General features: G+C 67.8%; 24 protein-coding genes. 8 read left to right on the top strand and 16 right to left on the bottom strand.

The genetic code is table 11. The features are described from left to right. The first annotated feature begins 33 nt into the window (after window positions 1-33). Genes lgt through R1L06_RS15295 form a run of 4 tightly spaced genes read left to right on the top strand, consistent with a single transcriptional unit; the run spans window position 34 to window position 2,777 of the window. Window positions 34-921, top strand: a complete 888-nt coding sequence (gene lgt, locus R1L06_RS15310; protein WP_121504901.1) for a prolipoprotein diacylglyceryl transferase — start codon at window positions 34-36, stop codon at window positions 919-921. Beyond that, a complete protein-coding gene (locus tag R1L06_RS15305) occupies window positions 918-1,712 on the top strand; it encodes a thymidylate synthase (protein ID WP_317218135.1) in 795 nt (264 codons plus the stop codon). The genes lgt and R1L06_RS15305 overlap by 4 nt, the downstream gene beginning before the upstream one ends. Then, window positions 1,709-2,272 (top strand): hypothetical protein, encoded by a 564-nt coding sequence (locus R1L06_RS15300; RefSeq protein ID WP_317218134.1) that lies wholly within the window; start codon window positions 1,709-1,711, stop codon window positions 2,270-2,272. Before R1L06_RS15305 ends, R1L06_RS15300 begins: the two co-directional genes overlap by 4 nt. Before the next feature lie 13 nt (window positions 2,273-2,285). After that, complete coding sequence (locus R1L06_RS15295) at window positions 2,286-2,777, top strand: dihydrofolate reductase (RefSeq protein ID WP_317218133.1); 492 nt, start codon at window positions 2,286-2,288, stop codon at window positions 2,775-2,777. 89 nt (window positions 2,778-2,866) lie between these two features. Here R1L06_RS15295 and R1L06_RS15290 read toward each other — a convergent pair whose 3' ends face one another. From R1L06_RS15290 to R1L06_RS15245, 10 genes are all read right to left on the bottom strand, one after another. Further along, window positions 2,867-3,511 carry a DUF1287 domain-containing protein gene (locus R1L06_RS15290; protein WP_317218132.1) on the bottom strand — a complete coding sequence of 215 codons (645 nt, stop codon included), beginning with the start codon at window positions 3,509-3,511 and terminating at the stop codon, window positions 2,867-2,869. Further along, window positions 3,508-4,530 carry a symmetrical bis(5'-nucleosyl)-tetraphosphatase gene (locus R1L06_RS15285; RefSeq protein ID WP_317218131.1) on the bottom strand — a complete coding sequence of 341 codons (1,023 nt, stop codon included), beginning with the start codon at window positions 4,528-4,530 and terminating at the stop codon, window positions 3,508-3,510. The genes R1L06_RS15290 and R1L06_RS15285 overlap by 4 nt, the downstream gene beginning before the upstream one ends. Before the next feature lie 15 nt (window positions 4,531-4,545). Next, complete coding sequence (gene apaG, locus R1L06_RS15280; RefSeq protein ID WP_005412297.1) at window positions 4,546-4,929, bottom strand: Co2+/Mg2+ efflux facilitator ApaG/CorD; 384 nt, start codon at window positions 4,927-4,929, stop codon at window positions 4,546-4,548. A 13-nt stretch (window positions 4,930-4,942) separates the two neighbouring features. Next, the gene (rsmA, locus tag R1L06_RS15275) at window positions 4,943-5,746 is read right to left on the bottom strand and encodes a 16S rRNA (adenine(1518)-N(6)/adenine(1519)-N(6))-dimethyltransferase RsmA (protein WP_317218130.1); all 804 of its coding nucleotides are present in this window, start codon (window positions 5,744-5,746) and stop codon (window positions 4,943-4,945) included. Then, window positions 5,743-6,723 (bottom strand): 4-hydroxythreonine-4-phosphate dehydrogenase PdxA, encoded by a 981-nt coding sequence (gene pdxA, locus R1L06_RS15270; protein WP_049398141.1) that lies wholly within the window; start codon window positions 6,721-6,723, stop codon window positions 5,743-5,745. Before pdxA ends, rsmA begins: the two co-directional genes overlap by 4 nt. 3 nt (window positions 6,724-6,726) lie before the next feature. Beyond that, complete coding sequence (locus R1L06_RS15265) at window positions 6,727-8,073, bottom strand: peptidylprolyl isomerase (RefSeq protein ID WP_032129906.1); 1,347 nt, start codon at window positions 8,071-8,073, stop codon at window positions 6,727-6,729. Next, a complete protein-coding gene (gene lptD / locus R1L06_RS15260; protein WP_125895688.1) occupies window positions 8,070-10,550 on the bottom strand; it encodes an LPS-assembly protein LptD in 2,481 nt (826 codons plus the stop codon). The genes R1L06_RS15265 and lptD overlap by 4 nt, the downstream gene beginning before the upstream one ends. Before the next feature lie 89 nt (window positions 10,551-10,639). Further along, entirely contained in the window at window positions 10,640-11,578 is a 939-nt protein-coding gene (locus tag R1L06_RS15255) for a histone deacetylase family protein (RefSeq protein ID WP_317218129.1), read from the bottom strand. A 9-nt stretch (window positions 11,579-11,587) separates the two neighbouring features. After that, window positions 11,588-12,142, bottom strand: coding sequence for a cob(I)yrinic acid a,c-diamide adenosyltransferase (locus R1L06_RS15250; RefSeq protein ID WP_049398143.1), 555 nt, complete (start codon window positions 12,140-12,142; stop codon window positions 11,588-11,590). A gap of 8 nt (window positions 12,143-12,150) precedes the next feature. After that, complete coding sequence (locus tag R1L06_RS15245; RefSeq protein WP_019338105.1) at window positions 12,151-12,735, bottom strand: hypothetical protein; 585 nt, start codon at window positions 12,733-12,735, stop codon at window positions 12,151-12,153. 106 nt (window positions 12,736-12,841) lie between these two features. On the opposite strand from R1L06_RS15245, the gene ubiH reads away from it, so the two are divergent. Then, entirely contained in the window at window positions 12,842-14,050 is a 1,209-nt protein-coding gene (gene ubiH / locus R1L06_RS15240; RefSeq protein ID WP_317218128.1) for a 2-octaprenyl-6-methoxyphenyl hydroxylase, read from the top strand. After that, window positions 14,047-15,228 (top strand): UbiH/UbiF family hydroxylase, encoded by a 1,182-nt coding sequence (locus R1L06_RS15235; RefSeq protein ID WP_317218127.1) that lies wholly within the window; start codon window positions 14,047-14,049, stop codon window positions 15,226-15,228. The genes ubiH and R1L06_RS15235 overlap by 4 nt, the downstream gene beginning before the upstream one ends. A gap of 69 nt (window positions 15,229-15,297) precedes the next feature. Here R1L06_RS15235 and R1L06_RS15230 read toward each other — a convergent pair whose 3' ends face one another. The 6 genes from R1L06_RS15230 to R1L06_RS15205 form a co-directional block, all read right to left on the bottom strand. After that, a complete protein-coding gene (locus tag R1L06_RS15230) occupies window positions 15,298-15,693 on the bottom strand; it encodes an EF-hand domain-containing protein (RefSeq protein WP_100437916.1) in 396 nt (131 codons plus the stop codon). Between the two features lie 47 nt (window positions 15,694-15,740). Then, window positions 15,741-16,808, bottom strand: coding sequence for a 23S rRNA (cytidine(2498)-2'-O)-methyltransferase RlmM (gene rlmM, locus R1L06_RS15225; RefSeq protein WP_317218126.1), 1,068 nt, complete (start codon window positions 16,806-16,808; stop codon window positions 15,741-15,743). Next, a complete protein-coding gene (locus tag R1L06_RS15220; protein WP_004154307.1) occupies window positions 16,792-17,352 on the bottom strand; it encodes a nucleoside deaminase in 561 nt (186 codons plus the stop codon). The genes rlmM and R1L06_RS15220 overlap by 17 nt, the downstream gene beginning before the upstream one ends. 97 nt (window positions 17,353-17,449) lie before the next feature. Next, a complete protein-coding gene (locus tag R1L06_RS15215; RefSeq protein WP_317218125.1) occupies window positions 17,450-18,172 on the bottom strand; it encodes a DUF6348 family protein in 723 nt (240 codons plus the stop codon). A gap of 50 nt (window positions 18,173-18,222) precedes the next feature. Then, a complete protein-coding gene (locus R1L06_RS15210) occupies window positions 18,223-18,876 on the bottom strand; it encodes a membrane protein (RefSeq protein WP_032129916.1) in 654 nt (217 codons plus the stop codon). Window positions 18,877-18,919: 43 nt separating this feature from the next. After that, window positions 18,920-20,668, bottom strand: a complete 1,749-nt coding sequence (locus R1L06_RS15205) for a glutamine--tRNA ligase/YqeY domain fusion protein (RefSeq protein ID WP_049398150.1) — start codon at window positions 20,666-20,668, stop codon at window positions 18,920-18,922. 259 nt (window positions 20,669-20,927) lie between these two features. Here R1L06_RS15205 and R1L06_RS15200 point away from each other — a divergent pair, with 259 nt between their 5' ends. Together R1L06_RS15200 and msrA are read left to right on the top strand one after the other, a co-directional pair. Further along, window positions 20,928-21,191: a putative signal transducing protein gene (locus R1L06_RS15200; protein WP_010481810.1), complete on the top strand. Its 264-nt coding sequence runs from the start codon at window positions 20,928-20,930 to the stop codon at window positions 21,189-21,191. 30 nt (window positions 21,192-21,221) lie between these two features. After that, window positions 21,222-21,887: a peptide-methionine (S)-S-oxide reductase MsrA gene (gene msrA / locus R1L06_RS15195; protein ID WP_188348077.1), complete on the top strand. Its 666-nt coding sequence runs from the start codon at window positions 21,222-21,224 to the stop codon at window positions 21,885-21,887. Window positions 21,888-22,064 lie beyond the last annotated feature (177 nt).

Below are 22,064 nucleotides of genomic sequence, written 5' to 3'. Positions count from 1 at the left end.
CGAGAATAGGCGTTCAACCGCAAGGCACCTTCCATGATCTATTTCCACGACATCGACCCCATCGCCCTCTCGCTGGGGCCGATCAAGGTGCACTGGTACGGCATCATGTACCTGCTCGGCTTCACCGCAGCCTGGCTGCTGGGCCGCAAGCGCATCGCTGACGGGCGCCTGCCGGGTGTCGATGCCAACGGCTTCTCCGACCTGCTGTTCTACGCCATGCTCGGCGTGGTGCTGGGCGGGCGCATCGGCTACATGCTGTTCTACGCGCTGGGCGATTTCCTGCACAACCCGCTGCTGCTGTTCAAGGTGTGGGATGGCGGCATGAGTTTCCACGGCGGCCTGTTGGGCGTGATTGCCGCCTGCTGGTGGTGGTCGCGCAAGCACAAGCTGCACTTCTTCGACACCATGGACTTCATGGCGCCGCTGGTGCCGCTGGGCCTGGGCTTCGGCCGTATCGGCAATTTCATCGGTGCCGAGCTGTGGGGCAAGTACACCGACGGTAGCTGGGGCGTGGTGTTCCCGTCCGGCCTGCCGGCGCCGCTGAACCAGCTTGACCACGCCACCCTGCAGGCGCAGTTCGCCACCGGCGCGCTGAATCAGTTCGCACGCCATCCCTCGCAGCTGTATGAAGCGTTGCTGGAAGGGCTGGTGATGTTCGTGGTGCTGTGGACGGTGTCGGCCAAGCCGCGCCACCGCTACCTGGTCGGTGGCCTGTTCGCGCTGATGTACGGCCTGTTCCGCTTCGCCGTCGAGTTCGTGCGCATGCCCGACAACGGCGTCTACGTGGCCTTCGACTGGCTGACCCGTGGCCAGATCCTCAGCCTGCCGCTGATCGCCTTCGGCCTGGTGCTGCTGGTGATGTCGCGCCGCGCGCCGGTACTGCAGCCGCAGCCGCCGGTAGCTGCCGAGGGCAAGGCATGAAGGCTTACCTGGACCTGCTCTCGCACGTGCTGGAACACGGCGCCGAGAAGAGCGATCGCACCGGCACCGGCACCCGCAGCGTGTTTGGCTGGCAGATGCGTTTCAACCTGGCCGAAGGCTTCCCGCTGGTCACCACCAAGAAACTGCACCTGCGCTCGATCATCCACGAGCTGCTGTGGTTCCTGAAGGGCGACACCAACATCGGCTACCTGAAGGACAACCAGGTGCGGATCTGGGACGAGTGGGCCGACGAGAACGGCGACCTCGGCCCGGTCTACGGCAAGCAGTGGCGTAGCTGGGCTACCGCCGATGGCGGTGAGATCGACCAGATGCAATGGCTGGTGGACGAGATCAGGCGCAACCCCGACTCGCGCCGGCTGGTAGTCAGCGCCTGGAACGTGGGCGAGCTCTCGCAGATGGCGCTGATGCCGTGCCACAACCTGTTCCAGTTCTACGTGGTGGACGGCAAGCTCAGCTGCCAGCTCTACCAGCGCAGCGGCGACATCTTCCTCGGCGTGCCGTTCAACATTGCCAGCTACGCGCTGCTGACCCACATGGTGGCGCAGGCCACCGGCCTGGGCGTGGGTGACTTCGTGCACACGCTGGGCGATGCGCACCTGTATTCGAACCACTTCGAGCAGGCCCGCGAGCAGCTGTCGCGTGAACCGCGCGTGTTGCCGAAGTTGTGGTTGAACCCGGAGGTGACCGATCTGTTCGGCTTCCAGTTCGACGACATCCGCATCGACGGCTACGATCCGCATCCGGCGATCAAGGCGCCGGTGGCGGTATGAGCGCGCGCATGCTGTCCCGGTGCCTGTTGGCGCTGTGCGCTGCGCTGCCTCTGGGCATGGCCCAGGCCGCAGCGGCGGATACACTGTCGCTGGCCAGGCAGGTCAATGAGCAGATCGTGCACAAGCACATGCGCGAGGAAGTGCAGGCGTTCGCCGGAGCATTCAACGGCAGCACGATGCTGCCCCAGGATGTTCCGGAAGGCTGCCGGGCGCAGATGCGTGAGGCGGTAACCGGCATGTACACGGCGATGACCGAGCACCTGAAGGCGGGCGTCGAGAACCCGGCGTATCAGCGTGAGCTTGAACAGGGTCTGGCCACCGTCTATTCCAACGACCAGCTGAAAGCGTTCCTGGCGCGCGGCGCCAGCGACGATATCGCTGCGCTGTCGGCAGAGATCCTGTCGGGACCGGGCCTGAAGGAGATCGAAGAGGCGCAGAAGCAGAAGATCCTCGCTGGCCTGGATGAGCAGACCACGTCCAGCCCTGCGCTGGCTACGGCGTTGCAGGCCGCCAGTGCCGCAAACGCTGCCTGCGAACGCCTGCAGATCGACGCCAGCTGAGGAGGTGGTAGCAATGAAGCTGTCGATGATCGTGGCGCTGGACCGCAACCGTGGCATCGGCCAGGGCAATGCCATGCCCTGGCACCTGCCGGATGATTTCAAGCATTTCAAGGCGCTCACCCTGGGCAAGCCGATCCTGATGGGGCGCAAGACCGCCGAGTCGATCGGCCGCGTGCTGCCGGGGCGGACCAACCTGGTGCTGACCCGCAGCGGCCAGGTGCCGTTCGAGGGCATGCGTGCGGTGGCGTCGCTGGACGAAGCGAAGTCGATTGCCGAAGGCGAGGGCGCCAGCGAGCTGTGCATCATCGGCGGCGGTGAGATCTTCCACCAGCTGCTGGAGCAGGCCAATGACCTGTACCTTACCTGGGTGGATGCTGAAGTCCCCGCCGATACCCATTTCCCCGAAGTGGACGTGCAGGACTGGCGGGAAGTGAGCAGCGAGCCGCACCCGGCCGACGAACGTCACGCGTACGCGTTCCGCTTCGTGCACTACGTGCGCCGCTGATCGCAACGCACCTGTAGAGCCGAGCCATGCTCGGCTGCTTTCCGCGGACACATCCGATAGCCGAGCATGGCCCGGCTCTACAGGATTGCCTACGGCATCCGGTAATGCCCGATGATGGCGTGCCGGAACAGCAGGTTCTCTTCGCGGGTGCCGCGCGCGATGTTGTGCAGCACCAGCGGCGTGCCATCGGCCAGCTGCCGGTCGGAGACGATGCCCACATGCAGCAGGCCGTTGCCGTTGAGCTTCCAGGCAACGATGTCACCGGCCGCATAGTCGGTGACGAGGGCGGTGATCGGTTGCTGCCAGCCCTGCCGTTCGAACCAGCGCATCAGGTTCGGTACACGACGATGATCGATGTTGCGGTCCGGCCGTGACAGGCCCCAGATCGCCGGATAGGCACTGAAGTTGCCGCGCATGTCTTCATGCACGCGTGCCTGCAGGTCCAGGCCCTGGCTGCGCAGGGCGCGCACCACCACATCGGTGCACACGCCGCGATCCAGTGGCACGTCTCCGCCGGGATAGGCCAGCACTTGATAGGCAGGGTCGTAGCGGGTGGTGACGCCGATCTGCGCGCGCGCCGCTGCCACCAGTGGTGGTGAAGGCGCCTGTAGTGGCGTCGGTGTGCGTTCAGCGCTGTCCGCAGCCGTGGGAGCAGTCGGCGAGCCGGGCTGGCAGCCGCTGGCCAGGGCCAGCGACAGCAGCACCGTCCATGGTGCCCAGCCGTGCCGCGTCATGCCTGCGGCGGGGTGCTGTTGTTGTTGGGGCCGCCGGAGCCACCACCACCGCCACCACGGCGACGACGACGGCGCGGGCCGCGGTTGCCCGGGTTGGCGGCCGGAGCATTGCCGCCGCCCTGTTCCTTGCCCTGCGCCGGTGCGGCCGGGCGCTCGTGCGCCGGTCGTGCGGGTGGGCGGGCGTTGGGCACGGGTGCCGGTACGTCGCGGCCTGGCACCTGCACCACGCGCAGTTCATCGGTATCGAGCTGGATCGCGGTCAGCTTGCCGCCCCAGACCGCGCCGGTGTCGATGGCGTGCACGCCCTGGGTGATGGTCAGGCCCAGCGCCGACCAGTGGCCGCAGACGACCTTGAGGTCACGCTCGACCCGGCCCGGCACTTCGAACCAGGGATACAGCCCCTGTTCCTGGGTGCCCGGCGTGCCCTTGTCCTCGATGCCGATGCGCCCGCGCGGGGTGCAGTAGCGCATGCGGGTGAGCACGTTGATGATCGCGCGCGAGCGGTCGTAGCCGGACAGGTTCGGTGCCCAGCTCGGCTTGTCGCCGTACATGTTGCGGAACAGCTTGCGGTAGCCGGCGCCGTGCAGCTGCACCTCGACTTCGGCCGCATGCTTCTCGGCCATCTGCGTGGTCCACTTCGGCGCCAGGCCGGCGTGCACCATCATCCAGCCCAGCTCGCGGTCCACGTGCACCAGCTTCTGCAGGCGCAGCCAGTCCAGCAGTTCGTCGCGGTCCTCGGCCTGCACGATGCGCAGCAGGTCCGGGTTGACCTTGCGCTGTTCCTCTTCGGTGCGCGCACCGACGGCCAGCAGCGAAAGGTCATGGTTGCCCAGCACCACCACGCTGTGCTCGCGCAGCGAATGCACCAGCCGCAGCGTTTCCAGTGACTGGCCACCGCGGTTGACCAGGTCACCGCAGAACCACAGGGTGTCCTGCGCCGGGTCGAAACGGATCTTCTCCAGCAGTCGCTGGGTGACGTCATAGCAGCCCTGCAGGTCGCCGATCGCCCACACACTCATCGTTCGGCCTCCGTGTCAGTGCAGGGTACGCGGGATGGCCAGCACGAAAGGTGCGACCGGCGCGGCAAATTCGGTGCCGTCGTCGGCGACCATGTCGTAGTGGCCCTGCATGGTCCCGTGATCGGTCCCCAGCATGACACCGGACGTGTAATGGAAGTCTTCACCGGGACGCAGGCGCGGCTGCTCGCCGATCACCCCGTCACCATCGACGTGCTCGACGCGGCCGTTGGCATCGGTGATGCGCCAGTGGCGTGCGACCAGACGCGCGGCAACACGCCCCTGGTTGTGGATGCGGATCGTGTAGGCGAACGCATAGCGCCCGTCTTCCGGCGCGGATTGATCGTCGAGGAAGCGCGGTGCGACTTCGACGGAGATGGCATAAACGTCAGCGTCTTCCATACCGGCAGTGTAATCAGGAGGCATTGGCCAAAGCGATGAATTCGGCCACGTCCAGCTGTTCGGCGCGGGCATCGGGACGCACGCCGGCGGCAACGAACTGTTCGGCGGACACCACGTTGTTCAGGGCGTTGCGCAGGGTCTTGCGGCGCTGCCCGAAGGCGGCCTTGACCACCTCGGCGAAACGCTCGTGGTCGTGGATGTTGATCGTGGCCGGGTCACGCGGCACCAGCCGCACCACGGCCGAATCGACCTTCGGCGGCGGCCGGAACGCGCCCGGCGGCACCACGAACAGCGAGGTCACCTGGCAGTAGGCCTGCAGCATCACGCTGAGCCGGCCGTACACCTTGCTGCCGGGGCCGGCGGCCATGCGGTCGACCACTTCCTTCTGCAGCATGAAGTGCATGTCGCGGATCACCGCCGCATGTTCCAGTGCATGGAACAGGATCGGCGAGGAGATGTTGTAGGGCAGGTTGCCGACCAGGCGGATCGACTGGCCGGCAGCCAGCTCGGTGAAGTCCACGCGCAGCACGTCGCGGTGGACGATGGTCAGCTCGCCCAGCGGCTCGGCGGCGGCGGTCAGTGGCGCGATCAGGTCGCGGTCGAACTCGATCACCGTCAGTTTCGGATGCACGCGGAGCAGCGGCAGGGTGATCGCGCCCTGGCCGGGGCCGATCTCGACCAGGCGGTCACCGTCTTTCGGGTTGACCGCCATCACGATCTTGTCGATGTAGTGGCGGTCGGCCAGGAAATGCTGGCCAAGCTGCTTCTTGGCCGGGGCGGTGAACACCGGGCCGGAGGGGGAATGCGGGGAATTCATGCGCTCAGTGTACGTTGCCGCGCAAGCTGCGCACACAACGTCGTTGCCGCCTGGAGGCTGGAAGGATCGGCAATGCCGCGGCCGGCAAGGTCCAGCGCGGTGCCATGGTCCACCGCCACGCGCGGGTAGGGCAGGCCCAGGGTCAGGTTCACCGCCTGCTCGAAGCCCGAATACTTCAGCACCGGCAGGCCCTGGTCGTGGTACATCGCCAGCACGGTGTCGAAGCCTGCCAGCTTGGCCGGCAGGAAGGCGGTATCGGCCGGCAGCGGCCCGATCAGGTCCATGCCCTCCGCGCGCAGGCGCTGCAGCAGCGGGATGACCAGGTCCAGTTCCTCGCGGCCCAGATGACCGTCTTCACCGGCATGCGGGTTCAGGCCGAGCACGGCGATGCGTGGCGCGGGCAGGCCGAATTCGCGGCGCAGCGCAGCGTGCACGGTGCGCAGGGTGTGTTCCAGGCCGGGCGCGGTGATCGCGTCGGCCACCTCGCGCAGTGGCAGGTGGGTGGTGGCCAGGGCCACGCGCACGATGTGGTTGGCCAGCATCATCACCACCTTCACCCCGGCCTGGTCGGCCAGCAGTTCGGTGGTGCCGCTGTAGGCGATGCCGCCTTCGTTGATGACCGCCTTGTGCACCGGGCCGGTGACTACGCCGTGCAGTTCGCCGGACAGGCACGCCTGGCCGGCACCGAGCAGGGCGCCGATGACGGCGCCGGCGTTGGCCGGATTGGCCTGGCCGAAGTGGCTGGGCACGGTATTGGCCACCACACGCACACGCAGATCGCCGGGGACGCGTGCTTCGGCGTCCTCGGGCAACAGCTGCAGGGGCAGGTTCAGCGCGGCCGCGGCCGCGCGCAGGGTATCCGGGTCGGCGAAGGCCAGCAGCCGGCAATCTTCACGCGGCTGCTGGACGAGGCGGACACACAGCTCCGGGCCGATCCCGGCGGGCTCGCCCGGTACCAGAGCGAGCTCGGGGCGCATCGGTCAGGACTGCGGCGGCGTGGCGGTGTTTTCCGCGCGGTCGCCGCTGCGGAAGCTGACGTAGGCTTCGCCACGCAGTTCCTGCAGGAAGCGGTTGTACTCGTCTTCCAGCTTGCGGCGGCCGATGGTCTCGCGGACCTGGGCACGCTGGTTGTCAGTGGTCACGTCGGTCTGGCGGGTGCCCACGCGCTGCACGATGTGCCAGCCGGCATCGGTGCGGAACGGCTGGCTGACGCCGCCATCCTGGATGCCGGACACCTGCTGGCCGAACGCCGGACCGAACGCGTCGGCCGGGAACCAGCCCAGATCGCCGCCCTGGCCCTTGCTGTTGTTGTCCTCGGAGGACTCCTTGGCCACGGTCTCGAAGTCCGCGCCACCGGCGATGCGGGCACGCAGGGTATCGATCTTGGCCTTGGCGGCAGCGTCGGTCTGGTGATCGTCCACGCGCACCAGGATGTGGCGGCCGTGGTACTCGGTGACCGTGTGCTCGCCACCGCTGGCGGCGCTGGCATCACGCACTTCCACCAGCTTCAGCAGCTGGAAGCCGCTGGGGCCGCGGATCGGGCCGACCACTTCGCCGGGTTTCATCTTTTCCATCATCTGCGCGAAGGCCTGCGGGATTTCGTCCAGGCTGCGCCAGCCTAGGTCGCCGCCTTCCAGCGCGTTGGGGCTGTCCGAATAACGCACGGCGGCGGCGTTGAAGTCCAGCTCACCCTTGTCCAGCAGGGCCTTCACGCCTTCGGCCTTCTTCTGGCCGGTGGCGATCTGGTCGGCGTTGGAGCCGTCGGGCAGGGCGATCAGGATGTGCGCCAGGTGGTACTGGTTGCCAACCGTGGCCTGCTGCTTCAGGGCGGCGTCGACTTCGCCCTCGCTGACGCTGATGCGGCTCTGCGCGAAGCTCTGGCGCAGGCGCTGCACGGTGATTTCATCGCGCACCGAAGCGCGGAAATCGTTGAAGTCGATGCCGTCGTGGGCCAGGCGCTGGCGCAGTGCATCCAGGTTCGAGCCGTTCTGCTGGGCGATGGCATTCATCGCCTGGTTCAGCTCCTGGTCGCTGACGCGGATGCCGCTGCCCTGGGCGCGGGCCACCTGCAGCTTGACCAGCACCAGGCGCTCGAGCACCTGGCGGCTGAGCACGTCTTCCGGCGGCAGCTGGTTTTCACGGCCGGCGTACTGCGCCTTGATGTTGGCGATCGCACGCTGGAGCTCGCTCTGCAGGATCACGTCCTCGTCGACGACGGCGGCGATGCGGTCCAACGGCTGCGCCTCCTGCGCGAGCACCTGCAGGGGGGCGGACACGCTGGACACCGCCAGCAGGGAGGCGAGAAGAACGGGGAAGCGCTTGGTCATGGGATCTGATTCGGATCGTAGTCATCCCGGGTCGCCCCGGTGTTGCTGGGCGGCACGAGATAGAGGTCGTCGCGGTTGTAGCCGAGGATAGCACGGCGCAGCGTACGGTCCGTGTCCTGGCCGATGGAGCTGAGGCCCTTGAGGACGAACTCCAGCTGGATGGAATTGTTCATGTCGCCTTCGCGGTTGCGCACGTAGCGGCGGGCCACTGCACGCACGGCCAGGCAGCAGCTGTCCCACTGCACGCCGGCGATGATCTCCAGCGGTTCCTTGTCCTGCAGCGAGTAGTAATACCGGCCCACCAGGCTCCAGCGCGCATTCAGCGGGTACAGGAACGACAGGTCGGCCTGCTCCAGCAGGGTCCGGTCATGCTTGTTGGCGGTCGCCGGGGCGCCGGCATTGATGCGGTAGCGGTAGCTGAGGTTGATCACGCCATCGTTGGGCATCAGATAACGGGCGCGGACGCTGGCCAGATCCTCGCGCTTGTACTTCGGGTCCCACTGGTAGGTGGCGCCCAGGGTCCAGCGGTCGTTGATCATGTAGTTGCCGTCGGCGATCCACGCCGACTTGCCCTTCTCCACCGGCGCGCCGCCCGGCGTGGTGCTCACCCGCGATTCGTCGAAGTACTGGATCTGGCCGATCGCGGCCGAGAAGCGTTCCTTGCCGGTGGTCTGGTCGATGAAGCGGGTGCCCAGTGCCAGGGTCAGCTGGTTGGCATCGTTCTGGCGGTCGGCGCCGGTATAGCGCGAGTCGCGGAACAGCTGGCCCCAGCTGAAGGTGAAGTCACGGGTGTCGAAGATCGGCAGCTCGTCCTGGTTGCGGTAGGGCGTGCGCAGGTAGAACAGGCGCGGCTCCAGGGTGTGCAGGAACGACTTGCCGCGGATGGTGGTCTCGCGGTCGAAGAACAGGCCGGCATCGAGGCTGCCGATCGGCAGGCTGCGGCTGGGCGAGGTATTGCCGCGCAGCTGCTCGGGCGTGGCGGTGTTCGGATCGATGCCCTGGGAGGTGAGCACGGTACGGCGGACGCTGTCGGCCAGGCCGCGATCCAGGTCATAGGCGGTGTAGCGGTAGGCCAGGGTCGGGGTTACGTACCAGGCTGCGCCACTGATCGGGAACGACACGTAGGGCTTCACGTCCAGGCGCGAGCCACCGAACATGCGCTGCACCTGCCCGTTGCGGGTGTACTGCAGGTCGGTGCCGGCACTGGCGTCGTACTTGAAGTTGACGTCGTCGTGGGTGAAACGCACCGCTTCGGTGTAGATGCCGGTTTCCAGCCACGGCAGCACCGGCTTGTTCCAGTTGAAGAACAGGCGTGGCTCGCGGTTGTAGGGCAGGGCGCGCTCGTCGAGGGTGTAGTCGGTCAGCTGCCAGCGGTCGGCCATGATGCCGGCCGTCCAGTTCTGGCCTGTGCCGTACAGGCCGATGGTGCTCTGCAGGTTGGAGGCGGTCACCCCCACCAGGCGGTTGGCGAAGTCCTCGACATAGCGTTCGTCGCTCACCCAGGCCAGGTTGGCGCGGGCCTGCCAGTGGCTGTTCACGTTGTGGTAGCCGTCGAACATCACCCGGCCGCGGTCGCGGTCGCGCAGCTTGTCGTTGGGCATGTAGCTGGTCAGCACCTCGCCACGGCCGCCGTTGTAGAGGTAGCGGAACTCATTGTCGAGCAGCAGGCCGCGCCGGCTCATGTAGCGCGGGGTCAGGGTATCGTCGTAGTTCGGCGCCAGATTGAAGTAGATCGGCTGCGCGTAGTCGACACCGTTGCGGCCGGACATGCCAAGCTGCGGGAACAGCAGGCCGGTCTTGCGACGGTCATCGATCGGGAACTTGAAGTAGGGCGCCCACAGCACCGGCACCTTGCCGATGCGCAGCACGGCGTTGCGGGCCGTGCCGAAGCCTTCGTCGTTGTCCACTTCGATCTGCGGCGCCGACAGCTTCCATACCGGCTGCGACGGGTCGCAGGTGGTGTAGGTGGAGCGGTGCATCTGGCCGACCGCGCCCTGCAGGTCGACCGACTCGGCATCACCGTTGCCCCGGCGCGATACCAGCTGGTACTTGATGTCGGAGATCTTGTGGGTGTCGCTTTCCTGGTTGCCTTCGGCGCGCTTGGCGACCATCCGGATCGACCCGTCCTGGTAGCGGACATTGCCGTCGGCGATGTAGTTGCCGGTCTCGGTGTCGAAGCTGAGCTTGTCGGTACCGACGAACTGGTCACCCCGGCGCAGCGCCACGTTGCCCTCGTACTGCGGCACCGTGGTGGTGCCCAGCAGCTGGTCGCCTTCGATGTCGGTCGGCTGGTTCTCGCGGGCGGCTGCGGCAGCAGCCTTGTCCTGTGCCGGGACCGGGGTGGGGGCGTCGGTGAACGCGGGAATGACGTCGGTGGCCGGGCACAGGCCCCAGTTGAGCGGCTTATCATCGGCCATCGCCGGCAGGCTGATGGCGATGCTCAGAGGCAGGGGAAGCAGGCGGAGGGCTCGGCGCACGCGGTTCGGATTCGGGCGAAAACGGACGGTAGCTTGCCCCATCCCTTGCATAGGGGCAATGAAGGGCGCCGGAGCCTGCCGGTTCGGGTTCATCCGGCGGAGGCACCCGCAGAGGGTGTGATCAGGGCCTGGACATGGGCCACGCTGCACTCGGCCAGGGCCAGCAGGTCGTAGCCTCCCTCCAGCATCGAGACCACCCGGCCGGCGGCGTGACGGCGTGCCAGCGCATGCAGTTCACGGGTGATCCAGGCGAAATCGTCGGTCTCCAGCATCAGATCGGCCTGCGGGTCGCGCAGGTGGGCGTCGAAGCCGGCGGAGATCAGCAGCAGCTGCGGACGGAAGTCGTCGATGGCTGGCAGCATCTCGTCGGCCCAGACGTTGCGGAAGCGGAAGCCGCCGCTGCCCGGTGGCAACAGGATGTTCATCAGGTTGCCGGCACCGCGGTCGCGGCGCAGGCCGGAATTGGGGAACAGCCCGGCCTGGTGGGTGCTGTAGTAGGAGACCCGGGCATCGTGCTGGAAGATGTCCTGGGTGCCATTGCCGTGGTGGACGTCGAAATCGACCACCGCGATCCGCTCCAGGCCATGGCGGTCGCGGGCATAGGCGGCAGCGATGGCGATGTTGTTCAGCAGGCAGAAGCCCATCGCCGTGCTGCTGGTGGCGTGGTGGCCCGGCGGGCGTACCGCGCAGAAGGCCAGCGGGTCCTCGCCCAGCATCACCGCATCGACCGCGGCCACACCGGCACCGGCGGCGTGCACGGCGGCGCTGGCCGAGCCGGGCGAGGTCCAGGTGTCCATGTCCAGCTGGCGCAGCGGCGCGGTCTGCGGCTGCAGCACGAAGTCGAGCAGGGCGCTGTCGTGGACCCGGGTCAGTTCGCCGAACTTGGCCGGCGGCGCCTCGCGCCAGTCCAGCTGATCAGGGAAGGCGGCGTGCAGTGCGTCGAGTACGTACTGCAGGCGCTGCGGGCACTCCGGATGGCCGGGGCCGGGGTCATGCAGCAGGCAGGACGGGTGGGTATAGACCAGCATCGTGCCGACTCAGCGCTGGCGCTGCTGTGGCTGCCACAGCGCTTCGCCGTGGCCATCGGCACGGGCCAGCACCCGGGCCAGCACGAACAGCAGGTCCGACAGCCGGTTGAGGTACTGCAGCGCCTCGCTGCGCACGGCCTCGTGGCGGGCCAGGGTGACCGTTTCGCGCTCGGCGCGGCGGACGATGGTGCGGGCCAGATGGCAGCGCGCGGCGGCTTCGCCGCCGGCCGGCAGGATGAATTCCTTCAGCATCGGCAGGTCGGCGTTGTAATGGTCCAGCTGCTGTTCCAGCGCCGAGACGTCGGCGGCGTGGATCGCGGCATGGCCGGGAATGCACAGCTCGGCGCCCAGGTCGAACAACTGGTGCTGCAGATGCACCACCAGCGCGCGCACATCCTCGGGCAGGGGCGCGGCCAACAGCAGGCCGAGCGCGGCATTGGCCTCGTCGACGGTGCCGAAGGACGCCACGCGGGCGTCATCCTTGGCTACGCGCTGGCCGTCGCCAAGGCCGGTACTGCCGTCGTCGCCGGTGCGGGTGTAGATGCGCGAGAGGCGATGACCCATGGCGCGGCTCAGTGGCGGATGTCGCGGCGGGCCTGCTGGAGCTTCAGCACCTGCTCCACGGCCAGCTGCAGGGCGGCGGCCAGCGCCACATAGATCGCCGTGGTGCGCAGGTAGGGCCCGAACCACTGCGCGTAGTTCTGTGCCCAGCCGGCCAGGGTCGGCTCGGCCACGTTGCGGCTGCTCCAGTAGAAACCGCCCTGTGCCAGCAGGTGGCAGACCGCCACCGAAGCGACCAGCAGCAGTGCGCCCTTGGCCAGTACCGGCCAGCGCGCGCTCTGGTAGTTGCGGCCCAGCAGCATGCCGCCGGCCCACAAAGAGAAGTAGGCCGGCAGCAGCAGCCAGTAGCCCGGCGACACGCAGTAGTGCTGCCAGAAATCCAGACCGCTGCTGCGGATTACGATCCAGTCCACCAGCACCGCGAACACCATCAGCAGCGGGAACGCCCAGCGCGTCCAGCGCGCCAGGTAGAAGCCACCGATGAAGAACACGGCCCAGGAGGCATCCGGAATGGCCGCGAAGTGATTGACCCGGGTCGCCGCCAGCAGCAGTACGAGTACGGACAGGACGAAGGCGCGGTTGGCGGTATCGGACATGGTGGGGGCCCGGAGCGGATTCAGGTTTCATTCTAGCCCGCCGCGCAGGCTGGCGCAGGTGCCGCCCGTTCGGCGTACAGTCGGGGCGAGCGCGTATCATGAACACATGAGTGAACGACATGACGTGCTGATTGTCGGTGGTGGCCTGGTCGGTGCCAGCCTGGCCATCGCCCTGGACCGCCTGGGCCGCGACGTGGGCCTGCTTGAGGCCAGCCCGGCCGGCGAGCTGCCTGCGGTGTTCGACCAGCGCAATCTCAGTTTCGCCGCTGCCACCGTCAATGCGCTGACCGCGCTGGGGGTGATGCAGAAGCTGGCGATGGCACCGGGCCCGATCCGGCGCATCCATGTCAGTCGTGCCGGCGATTTCGGCCGTGTGCAGCTCGAAGCGGCCAATTACGACCGGCCGTGGTTCGGCCAGGTGGTGGTCGCGCGCGATTTCGGCCAGGCGCTGGAAGCGCGCCTGCAGGAACTGCCGCGCCTGCGCCGTTACCGGCCGATGCGGTTCCTTGGGCTGGGTGAGGTGGTCGATGGTTACCGCCAGGTACGGGTGGCTGACGAGGCCGGCGAGCGCGTGCTGCTGGCACGGCTGGTGGTCGGGGCCGATGGCACCACCAGCGGCGTGCGTGGCGCGCTGGGCATCGAGGTCGACCGTCATGATTTCCAGCAGACCCTGTTCGTGGCCCGCGTGCGCAGCCAGCGTGCGCCGGACGGCACCGCCTGGGAGCGGTTCACCGATACCGGCCCAACCGCCCTGCTGCCTCGCGGTGACCGCCACTTCGGAACCGTGCACGGCGTAGCGCGCGACCAGGCCGATGCGGTGATGGCGTTGGACGATGCGGCCTGGCTGCAACGCCTGCAGAGCGCGATCGGCTGGCGTGCCGGCCGCCTGCTCGAGTCCGGCCCGCGCAGCGCCTACCCGCTCATCCAGGTGCTGGCGCGCGCGCTGGCCGGTGAGCGCACGGTGCTGCTCGGCAATGCCGCGCAGACCATCCATCCGCTGGGCGCACAGGGCTTCAACCTGGGCCTTCGCGATGCGCTGACTCTGGCCGAACTGCTGGAGGATGCGCATGAGGATGCCGGCAGTGATGCACTGCTGAAGGCCTACGTCGCGCGTCGCGAGGAAGATCGCCGGCAGACGGTGGCGTTCTCCGGTGGGCTGGCACGATTGACCAGCAACGCGGCACCGCTGATGCGGCCGCTGCGCAGCCTCGGCCTGGTGGCCGCGCAGCGCGCGTCGGTGCAGTCGATGCTGGTTGGTGGTGCGATGGGCTTCCGTGGTGAAGTGCCGCGCCTGTGCCGTGGAGAAGCCGCATGAGCCGGCGCACGCGGCTTGATGTGGCCATCGTCGGTGGGGGCGTGGTCGGTGCCGCGTGTGCGCTGGCGCTGGCCGATGCCGGCCTGTCGGTAGCGCTGGTGGAAGGCCGTGAACCGGCACCGTGGCAGGCCGCACAGCCGGACGTGCGCGTGTTCGCCTTCGCCGCTGACAACGTGCAGCTGTTGAGCCGCCTGGGTGTGTGGCCGGCGATCGCGCAGGCCCGCGCCTGGCCTTACCGGCGCATGCAGGTGTGGGATGCGGCCGGTGGCGAGGATCTGCTGTTCGACGCCGATCGCTTCGGCCGTCGTGAGCTGGGCTACATCGTCGAGAACGGCCTGCTGCAGGATCGCCTGTGGGCGGCGCTGCCGGCGGCGGGCGTGCAGCTGCACTGCCCGGCACGGGTGGAAGCGCTGGAACAGGATGAAGACGGCGTGCGCCTGCGGCTGGATGACGGGCGCCGCCTGGAAGCGGCACTGGCGGTGGCCGCCGACGGTGCCGAGTCAACCCTGCGCCAGCTGGCCGGGATCGAGGTTGAAAAGCATGACTACCACCAGCGTGGCGTGGTGGCCTATGTGGACAGCGATCTTCCCAACCAGGCCACGGCCTGGCAGCGCTTCCTGCCGACCGGGCCGCTGGCGCTGCTGCCGGTGGCCGAGCGCCGCAGTTCGATCGTCTGGACCCTGCCCGAGGATGAAGCGGCTCGCGTGCTGGCCCTGGACGAGGACGCCTTCAACCGCGAACTGACCCGTGCCTTCGCTGCGCGCCTGGGCGAACTGCGATTGGCGTCACCGCGTGCGGCCTTCCCGCTGCGTCGCCAGCTGGCCCGTCACTACGTGGCTGGCCGCGTGCTGGCGCTGGGTGATGCTGCGCATGTGGTGCATCCGCTGGCCGGGCAGGGCGTGAACCTGGGCCTGCGCGATGTCGCCGCCCTGCAGCAGTGGCTGGCGCCGTCGGCCGAACGCCGCGGCCAGCCGCGGCTGTCGCCGCAGCGCCTGCAGCGCTGGGCACGCGAACGGCGCAGCGACAACCACATCGCCGCCTACAGTTTCGATGCGATCAACCGCCTGTTCTCCAACGACGAAATGCACCTGACCCTGGCCCGTGGACGCGCACTGGGCTGCGTCGGCAAATGGCCGCCGCTGGTGCAGGCGTTCTGGAAGCGCGCCGCCGGGGTCTGATGCAAAAAAGGGGACGGAGGGGATTAAGTCGTATGTGCACATACGACTTAATCCCCTCCGTCCCCTTTTTCAATCAACCAGCCAACCAGCCAGGTCGGCACGATCCAGCTTGCCGCGACGCTTCACGTCCAACGCATTGAACTCATCGGCCAGCGCCGGATTGGCCTGCGCTTCCTCGCGGCTGATGAAACCATCGCTGTTCACATCCAGCGCAGCGAAGTGGATGCGGTACTGGCCGACCACGCTGCTTGGTTCCAGCGAACGCACGGTCACCTGTGCCTCGCCGGCCGGCCGTGCAATCTCGACGCTGCCGCTGACCCGGCCGGCATCCAGCGGTTGCTGGCGGATCGCGCCGCCGGTCGGGCCCAGTGGCTGGCTCTGTGCAGGGGTGTGCGGCAGCTGCTGGGCAATGGCCGGTGCGGCTGCCAGCACGGTGATCAGCATGGCGAGCGGGTGGTATCGCATGGTTCCCTTCCTCGGTAGCGCCGGGCCATGCCCGGCGGGCATGTTCCTCAGCGCAGCGGCGAGGCCAGTACCGTGATCTCCTCACGGTCGTGATAGAGCTGCTTGGCGCGTACCACCAGCGGCTTGCAGGCCTGCTCCTGGAACAGGTCCAGGCACAAGCGGGTTTCGTCCCAGCGCTTCTTCATCGGCAGTTTCAGGTTGAAGATCGCGTGCCTGCACCAGCCTTCGCGGAACCAGGTGGCCATGCGTTCGGCCACGCGCCGCGGCTGCTCGACCATGTCGCAGACCATCCAGTCCAGCGGCTGTTCCGGGTGCCAGTGGAAGCCATCGGCGCGCAGGTGCTCGACCAGGCCGGTGTCCAGCACGTGCTGGCGCAGTGGGCCGTTGTCGATGCTCAGCACGTGCATGTGCTGGCGGGTCAGCACCCAGGTCCAGCCGCCCGGTGCGGCACCCAGGTCGGCCGCGCGCATGCCCGGCCTGGCCAGCGTCTCGCGCTCTTCCGGCGTCAGCAGGGTCAGCAGCGCTTCGTCCAGCTTCAGCGCCGAACGCGAAGGTGCTTCGGGCAGCAGCTTCAATCGCGGAATGCCCAGTGCCCATGGTGCGCTGTCGGCCGGGTCGGCCACGCAGACGAAGGCATGGGTGCCGTCGACGAACACCACGTGCAGGCGCGGCAGGCGGTCGCTCGGCTTGTCGGTGAGCTTGCCGGCCTTGCGCAGCGCCGGGCGCAGCGCATTGCCGAAGGCACGGGCCAGCCCGGACAGCGGCTTGCCGGCGTCCGAATCGGGATGTTCCACCCACAGGTCGCCGAAGCGCGGCGCATCGGCCAGCACCTCCAGCATCGGGGTGATGCGGTCGGCCGGGTCCAGCTGCGGCAGCTCGGCCAGCACCACCAGCTTCTGCCGTGCGAAGATCAGTTCGCGCCAGCGCAGGCGCGGCGCCAGTGCCGCAGCTTCGTCGCACATGAACAGCACGTAGCCATCATTGCGCTGGGTGCGCGCATAACCGGCGAAACCGGCTTCACCGGCGCGGAACTGCAGTTCGCCGGCCAGCTCGGGCTCGAAGCCCTGCCGGCACAGGCACAGCAGGCCGATGCCGGCCTCAGTAACGGGCGCCATCGCTTTCCCCATAGGCGCGCAGCACGCTGCGTGCGGCGTCGCGGTTCAGGCCCTGCACCACTTCGATGCCGCGCTTGTTGAGTTCACCCACCCAGTCGGCCGGCAGCGGGCCTTCGTCGAACGGGGTCAGCTCTTCGACGTCGGCCGAGTTGGCACCGATCAGCAGGCGGTCGATGCCGGCCCACACGGTGGCGCCGTAACACTGGCAGCACGGCTGCGAACTGGTGGCCAGGGTGACCGGCGACAGCACCGCGTTCAGGCGCGGGGTCTGCAGGCGCTGCTGGGCCAGCATGTAGGCCATGTTCTCGGCGTGCGCCAGCGAGGTCGCGTGCGGCATCACCCGGTTCACGCCGGCGGCGATGACCTTGTCATCCGGGCCGAACACCACTGCACCGAACGGGCCGCCACTGGCGTGCTCGACGTTCAACCGCGACAGCTCGATCGCCAGCGCGACCTTGGCCTCATCGCCCGGATATCGACGATCCAGGTCGATCTGGTCGTGGATCCAGGCGGGAAGGGTCAGGTGGACTTGCGCGTACAGCATCGCGGGGTGCCTCGTAATGGGATGGAAGAAGGTGCGGTTGCTTGGGAAACCGGCGCGCAGTGTAGCCGCACCGGCCTGTATCGGGTGTGGCGGTGGGTCAGCCCGGCGAGCCGGTGCGGATCACCACGTACTGCTTGCGGAACTCCAGCCCGGCCTGCGGCCAGCTGGCGGCATAGGCGCGCAGCAGGGGCAGGGCGGCGGCGAAGTCGTGGCCGTTGACCCGGCAGTCGGCTTCGCACAGGCCGTCGGCATCGCGCGAGGCGAACAGGCGGATGGCGAGGAATTGGCGGGCTTTCAGCAGCTCATCGAAGGCGTCCATGCTGCGGGTGAACAGGCAGCAGGGGCAGGAGCCGTGGTCGTCCTCGCTGCAGGTGGATGCATCCACCTCCTGCGCGCGGTAGTGCGCCAACGGCCCCAGCACCACGGTGCGCTCGTGTTCCTCGCCATCGTCACCGGCTGGATAGGTCAGGCCCATCATCGGCAGGCCCTGCGCGTCTTCGGCGCCGATCGCGGTCTGCAGCGTTGCCAGGTCCACCCGCACCCAGGTCTGAAAGCCGGACAACAGCGATGCCTGCTCATCGGCACCGTTGGCGTGCTGGTACTCGAACAGGCCATCGGCGAACAGCTGCGGATGCTGGCTTTCGATGACGGTGGAGGTCTGCCAGCCGCCGTTGTCGCGCGCGTGCGCGGCCATCGCATGTGGGGTCAGGCGCAGGCCGCTGTCCAGCAGCAGCGCGTCGCCGTCGACGTAGCTGGCGATGCCGGCCTCCTGCAGGACCTGCTGCAGCAGCGGGAGGAGGTCGGTGGAGGTCGTGGTCATGTCAGGCCTGTGGATGGATGGGGTGGAACATCCAGGCAACGCCTGGGGATCTAGCGGTCGAGCGCGTCAAGTTCGGCGCGATATCGCTGCGCGTCGGACTGCTGCTGCGGATCGTTGCCGTGGTCGCGCAGCCAGGTTTCCAGCTCGCGGCGATAGTCCGCGCGGAAATCGGCATTGCCCGGGCTGAAGTGCAGCTTGCGCGCCGCCACTTCCACCCGCTCGCGCGCGCTGGCCCGGGCCTGGGCGATGCCGTGCGGCGATTCATTGGTGAGGATGACGAAGTTGCGCGGGAAACCCGGCGTGTACTTGACCACGAACGGCTGGTCGGGCGCCGGGATGCGGATCGCGTTCTCCAGCGGCCACAGCGAGGCGGTGTTGGTGTGGAACACCACCTCCACGTCGCGGCCCTCGGCGGTGCGCAGCACCCCTTCGTAGCGCCAGATGTACTGCTCGTTCATCGTCGAACTTGTGCGCTCGGACTTCACGATCACCGCTTCACCAGGCTCGCCCACCACGTTGAGGAAGGCGGCGTTGAGGAAGTGGCCGAGGAAGATGTTGAGCATCGCCAGCGGGAACACCACGATGGCGTAGCCCGGAAAACGCCGCCACCACGAGACCAGCCCGGCCAGCACCATCGCCGAAAAGAACGTCAGCAGCGGATGCTGCGAGATGAACCAGAACAGGACGGAGAGGGCGGTGATCATCGTCGGGGTCATGCGGGCGCCGTGCTGGCGCCCGCGCAGGTCCTCAGGCCGACCAGGTGTCGCGCAGGGTCACGCTGCGGTTGAACACCGGCTTGGCTTCGGTGTGGTCGCGGCGGTCGGCCACGAAGTAGCCGGTGCGTTCGAACTGGAACGACTGCTCCGGGGCAGCGCTGGCCGCGGCCGGCTCGACATAGCCGGTGACAGTGCGGCGCGATTCCGGATTGAGGTAATCACGATAGGTCTTGCCTTCTGATTCGTCGTCGGGGTTCGGCACCGAGAACAGGCGGTCGTACAGGCGGATCTCGGCCGGCACGCCATGTACGGCGCTGACCCAGTGGATGGTGCCCTTGACCTTGCGGTTGGCGCCTTCCATGCCCGGACGCGATTCCGGATCCAGCCAGCCACGCAGCTCGGTGATGGTGCCGTCGGCATCCTTGATCACTTCATCGCAGCGGATGATGCCGGCACCGCGCAGGCGCACTTCGCCACCCGGGACCAAGCGCTTCCAGCCCTTCGGCGGCACTTCGGCGAAGTCCTCGCGGTCGATCCACACTTCGCGTGCGAACGGCACTTCGCGGCTGCCGAAGCTCTCGTCCTTCGGGTGGTTGCTGAAGGTCAGCTGTTCTTCGTGGCCTTCCGGGAGGTTGGTCAGCACCAGCTTGACCGGGTCGACCACGGCCATGCGGCGCGGCGCGGCGCTGTCCAGGTCTTCGCGCAGCGCGCCTTCCAGCACGCTGAAGTCGATCAGCGAATTCTGCTTGCTGATGCCCACGCGCTCGGCGAACAGGCGCATCGCGGCCGGGGTGTAGCCACGGCGACGCAGGCCCTGCAGGGTCGGCATGCGCGGGTCTTCCCAGCCGTCCACCAGCTGCTCGGTAACCAGCGCCATCAGCTTGCGCTTGCTCATCACCGTGTAATTGATGTTCAGGCGCGAGAACTCGATCTGGCGCGGCTTGGCGGCTTCGCGCGGCAGGCCGGCGTCGACCAGCGGCTGGGTCAGCGTGTCGTCATGGGCGAAATCGACGTTGTCCACGCACCAGTCGTACAGCGGGCGGTGGTCTTCGAATTCCAGCGTGCACAGCGAGTGGGTGATGCCCTCGATCGAGTCGCCCAGCGCGTGCGCGAAGTCGTACATCGGGTAGATCGGCCACGCGTTGCCGGTGTTCTGGTGCTCGACGTGCTTGATGCGGTACAGCGCCGGATCGCGCAGGTTGATGTTGCCGCTGGCCATGTCGATCTTCGCGCGCAGGGTGCGCGCGCCATCCGGGAATTCACCGGCGCGCATGCGGCGGAACAGGTCGAGGTTTTCCTCGACGCTGCGGTCGCGCCACGGCGACGGGCGGCCCGGCTCGGTCAGGGTGCCGCGGTAGGCGCGCACTTCCTCGGCCGACAGGTCGCAGACATAGGCCTTGCCCTGTTCGATCAGCTTTTCGGCGGCCAGGTAATAGGTCTGGAAGTAGTCAGAAGCATGGCGCAGTTCGTTCCAGCTGAAGCCCAGCCAGCGCACGTCGTCCTGGATCGCGGCCACGTATTCCGGGTCTTCCTTGGCCGGGTTGGTGTCATCGAAGCGCAGGTTGCACACGCCGCTGAACTCGCCGGCGATGCCGAAGTTCAGGCAGATCGACTTGGCATGGCCGATGTGCAGGTAGCCGTTCGGTTCCGGCGGGAAACGGGTCTTGATCGCCTGGTGCTTTCCGCTGGCCAGGTCCTCGCGCACGATCTGGCGGATGAAATCGCGCTTTTCGTGGCTGTCGGCGGGGGTCTCGGGGCTGGCGGGGGTGTGCTCGGACATGAGTCGGCGAAAAGAAAGGCAGAAAGACCAACAGTCTAGCGCGTACCGGGCAGGGCTGCCCGGTGGGGCGTGGGGATGCCGGCCAGCGGCCGGCACTACTAGGCCCTCTTCCCGGAAGCGCCGGCCGCTGGCCGGCGGAATGTGGATCGCCGTGCAATTGGGTAGTGCCGGCCGCTGGCCGGCAGAACGGTCATGCGCCGTCACCACCACTATTCAGCCCCCGGGCGTATGCTGGAACCCTGTCCCACGGAGCTGCCGCATGCACATCGTGTACAAGGCCGACAACCTGTTCGACGCCCACCTGGTCAAGCACGCGCTGGAGGATGCCGGCATCCCGGCCTTCGTGTTCGGCGAGTCGTTGTTGGGCGGCATGGGCGAGCTGCCACTGTTCGGCGTGCTGCGGGTGGGCATCCCTGATGCGGCACGGCCGCAGGCCGAGGACATCGTGGCGGCGCTGGACTTGGGCCACGCGCCGGACGCCCCCATTTCCGATGCAGACGACATAGCCGGCCTTCCGGCGTAGGAGCGCATCATGTTGGGAATTGGCCAGGGCATCCTCGGCATCGGCGCCTTCAAGCAGCGCCTGCCGCGCCCGGAAGAAGCACTGCCGGGGCGTGACCAACCGCTGCCGCTGCACAGCAACCAGCACTTCGTGAACAGCCATCCGCTGAAGGACCGTTTCGCCGGCCTGCAGCAGATCCGCTTCGCGCTGGGCTGCTTCTGGGGCGCCGAGCGCAAGTTCTGGACCGAACCGGGCGTGTACAGCACATCGGTGGGCTATGCCGGCGGCATCACCCCGAACCCGACCTATGAAGAGGTGTGCTCGGGCCTGACCGGCCACACCGAAGTGGTGCAGGTGGTGTTCGACCCGGCGGTGGTGAGCCTGGAGCGGCTGCTGCAGCTGTTCTGGGAAAGCCACGACCCGACCCAGGGCATGCGCCAGGGCAACGACACCGGCACCCAGTACCGTTCGGCGATCCACGCCACCGACGAGGCGCAGTACGCCACCGCGCTGGCCAGCCGCGAGGCCTACCAGGCGCAGCTGGCCGCAGCCGGCTACGGGCCGATCACCACCGAGATCGTGTACCCGGCACCGGCGTACTACTACGCCGAGGACTATCACCAGCAGTACCTGGCGAAGAATCCGAACGGCTACTGCGGTATCGGCGGCACCGGGGTGAGCTGTCCGATCGGATTGGATGTGGAGGCGCCGCGCTGACGCGCGGAGGTCCGCCTGCGGCGGGCAGAATCTACGGCAGAAGCCAAAGCCAAAGCGGCTCTGCGTTTCTGCGGGTTGGGCGGGGCGGTGTGGGTTGGCAGGACACGCCGTAAACCCGTTCTTGGGGGCTCGATGGCGCCATCCATGGCGCCAACGGTCCTGCCAACCCACACCGCC

Origin of the sequence: Stenotrophomonas mexicanensis, assembly GCF_032911605.1 — a bacterium.
Taxonomy (GTDB): Bacteria; Pseudomonadota; Gammaproteobacteria; order Xanthomonadales; family Xanthomonadaceae; genus Stenotrophomonas; species Stenotrophomonas maltophilia_A.
This window is presented reverse-complemented; position numbering and strand designations above follow the sequence as displayed.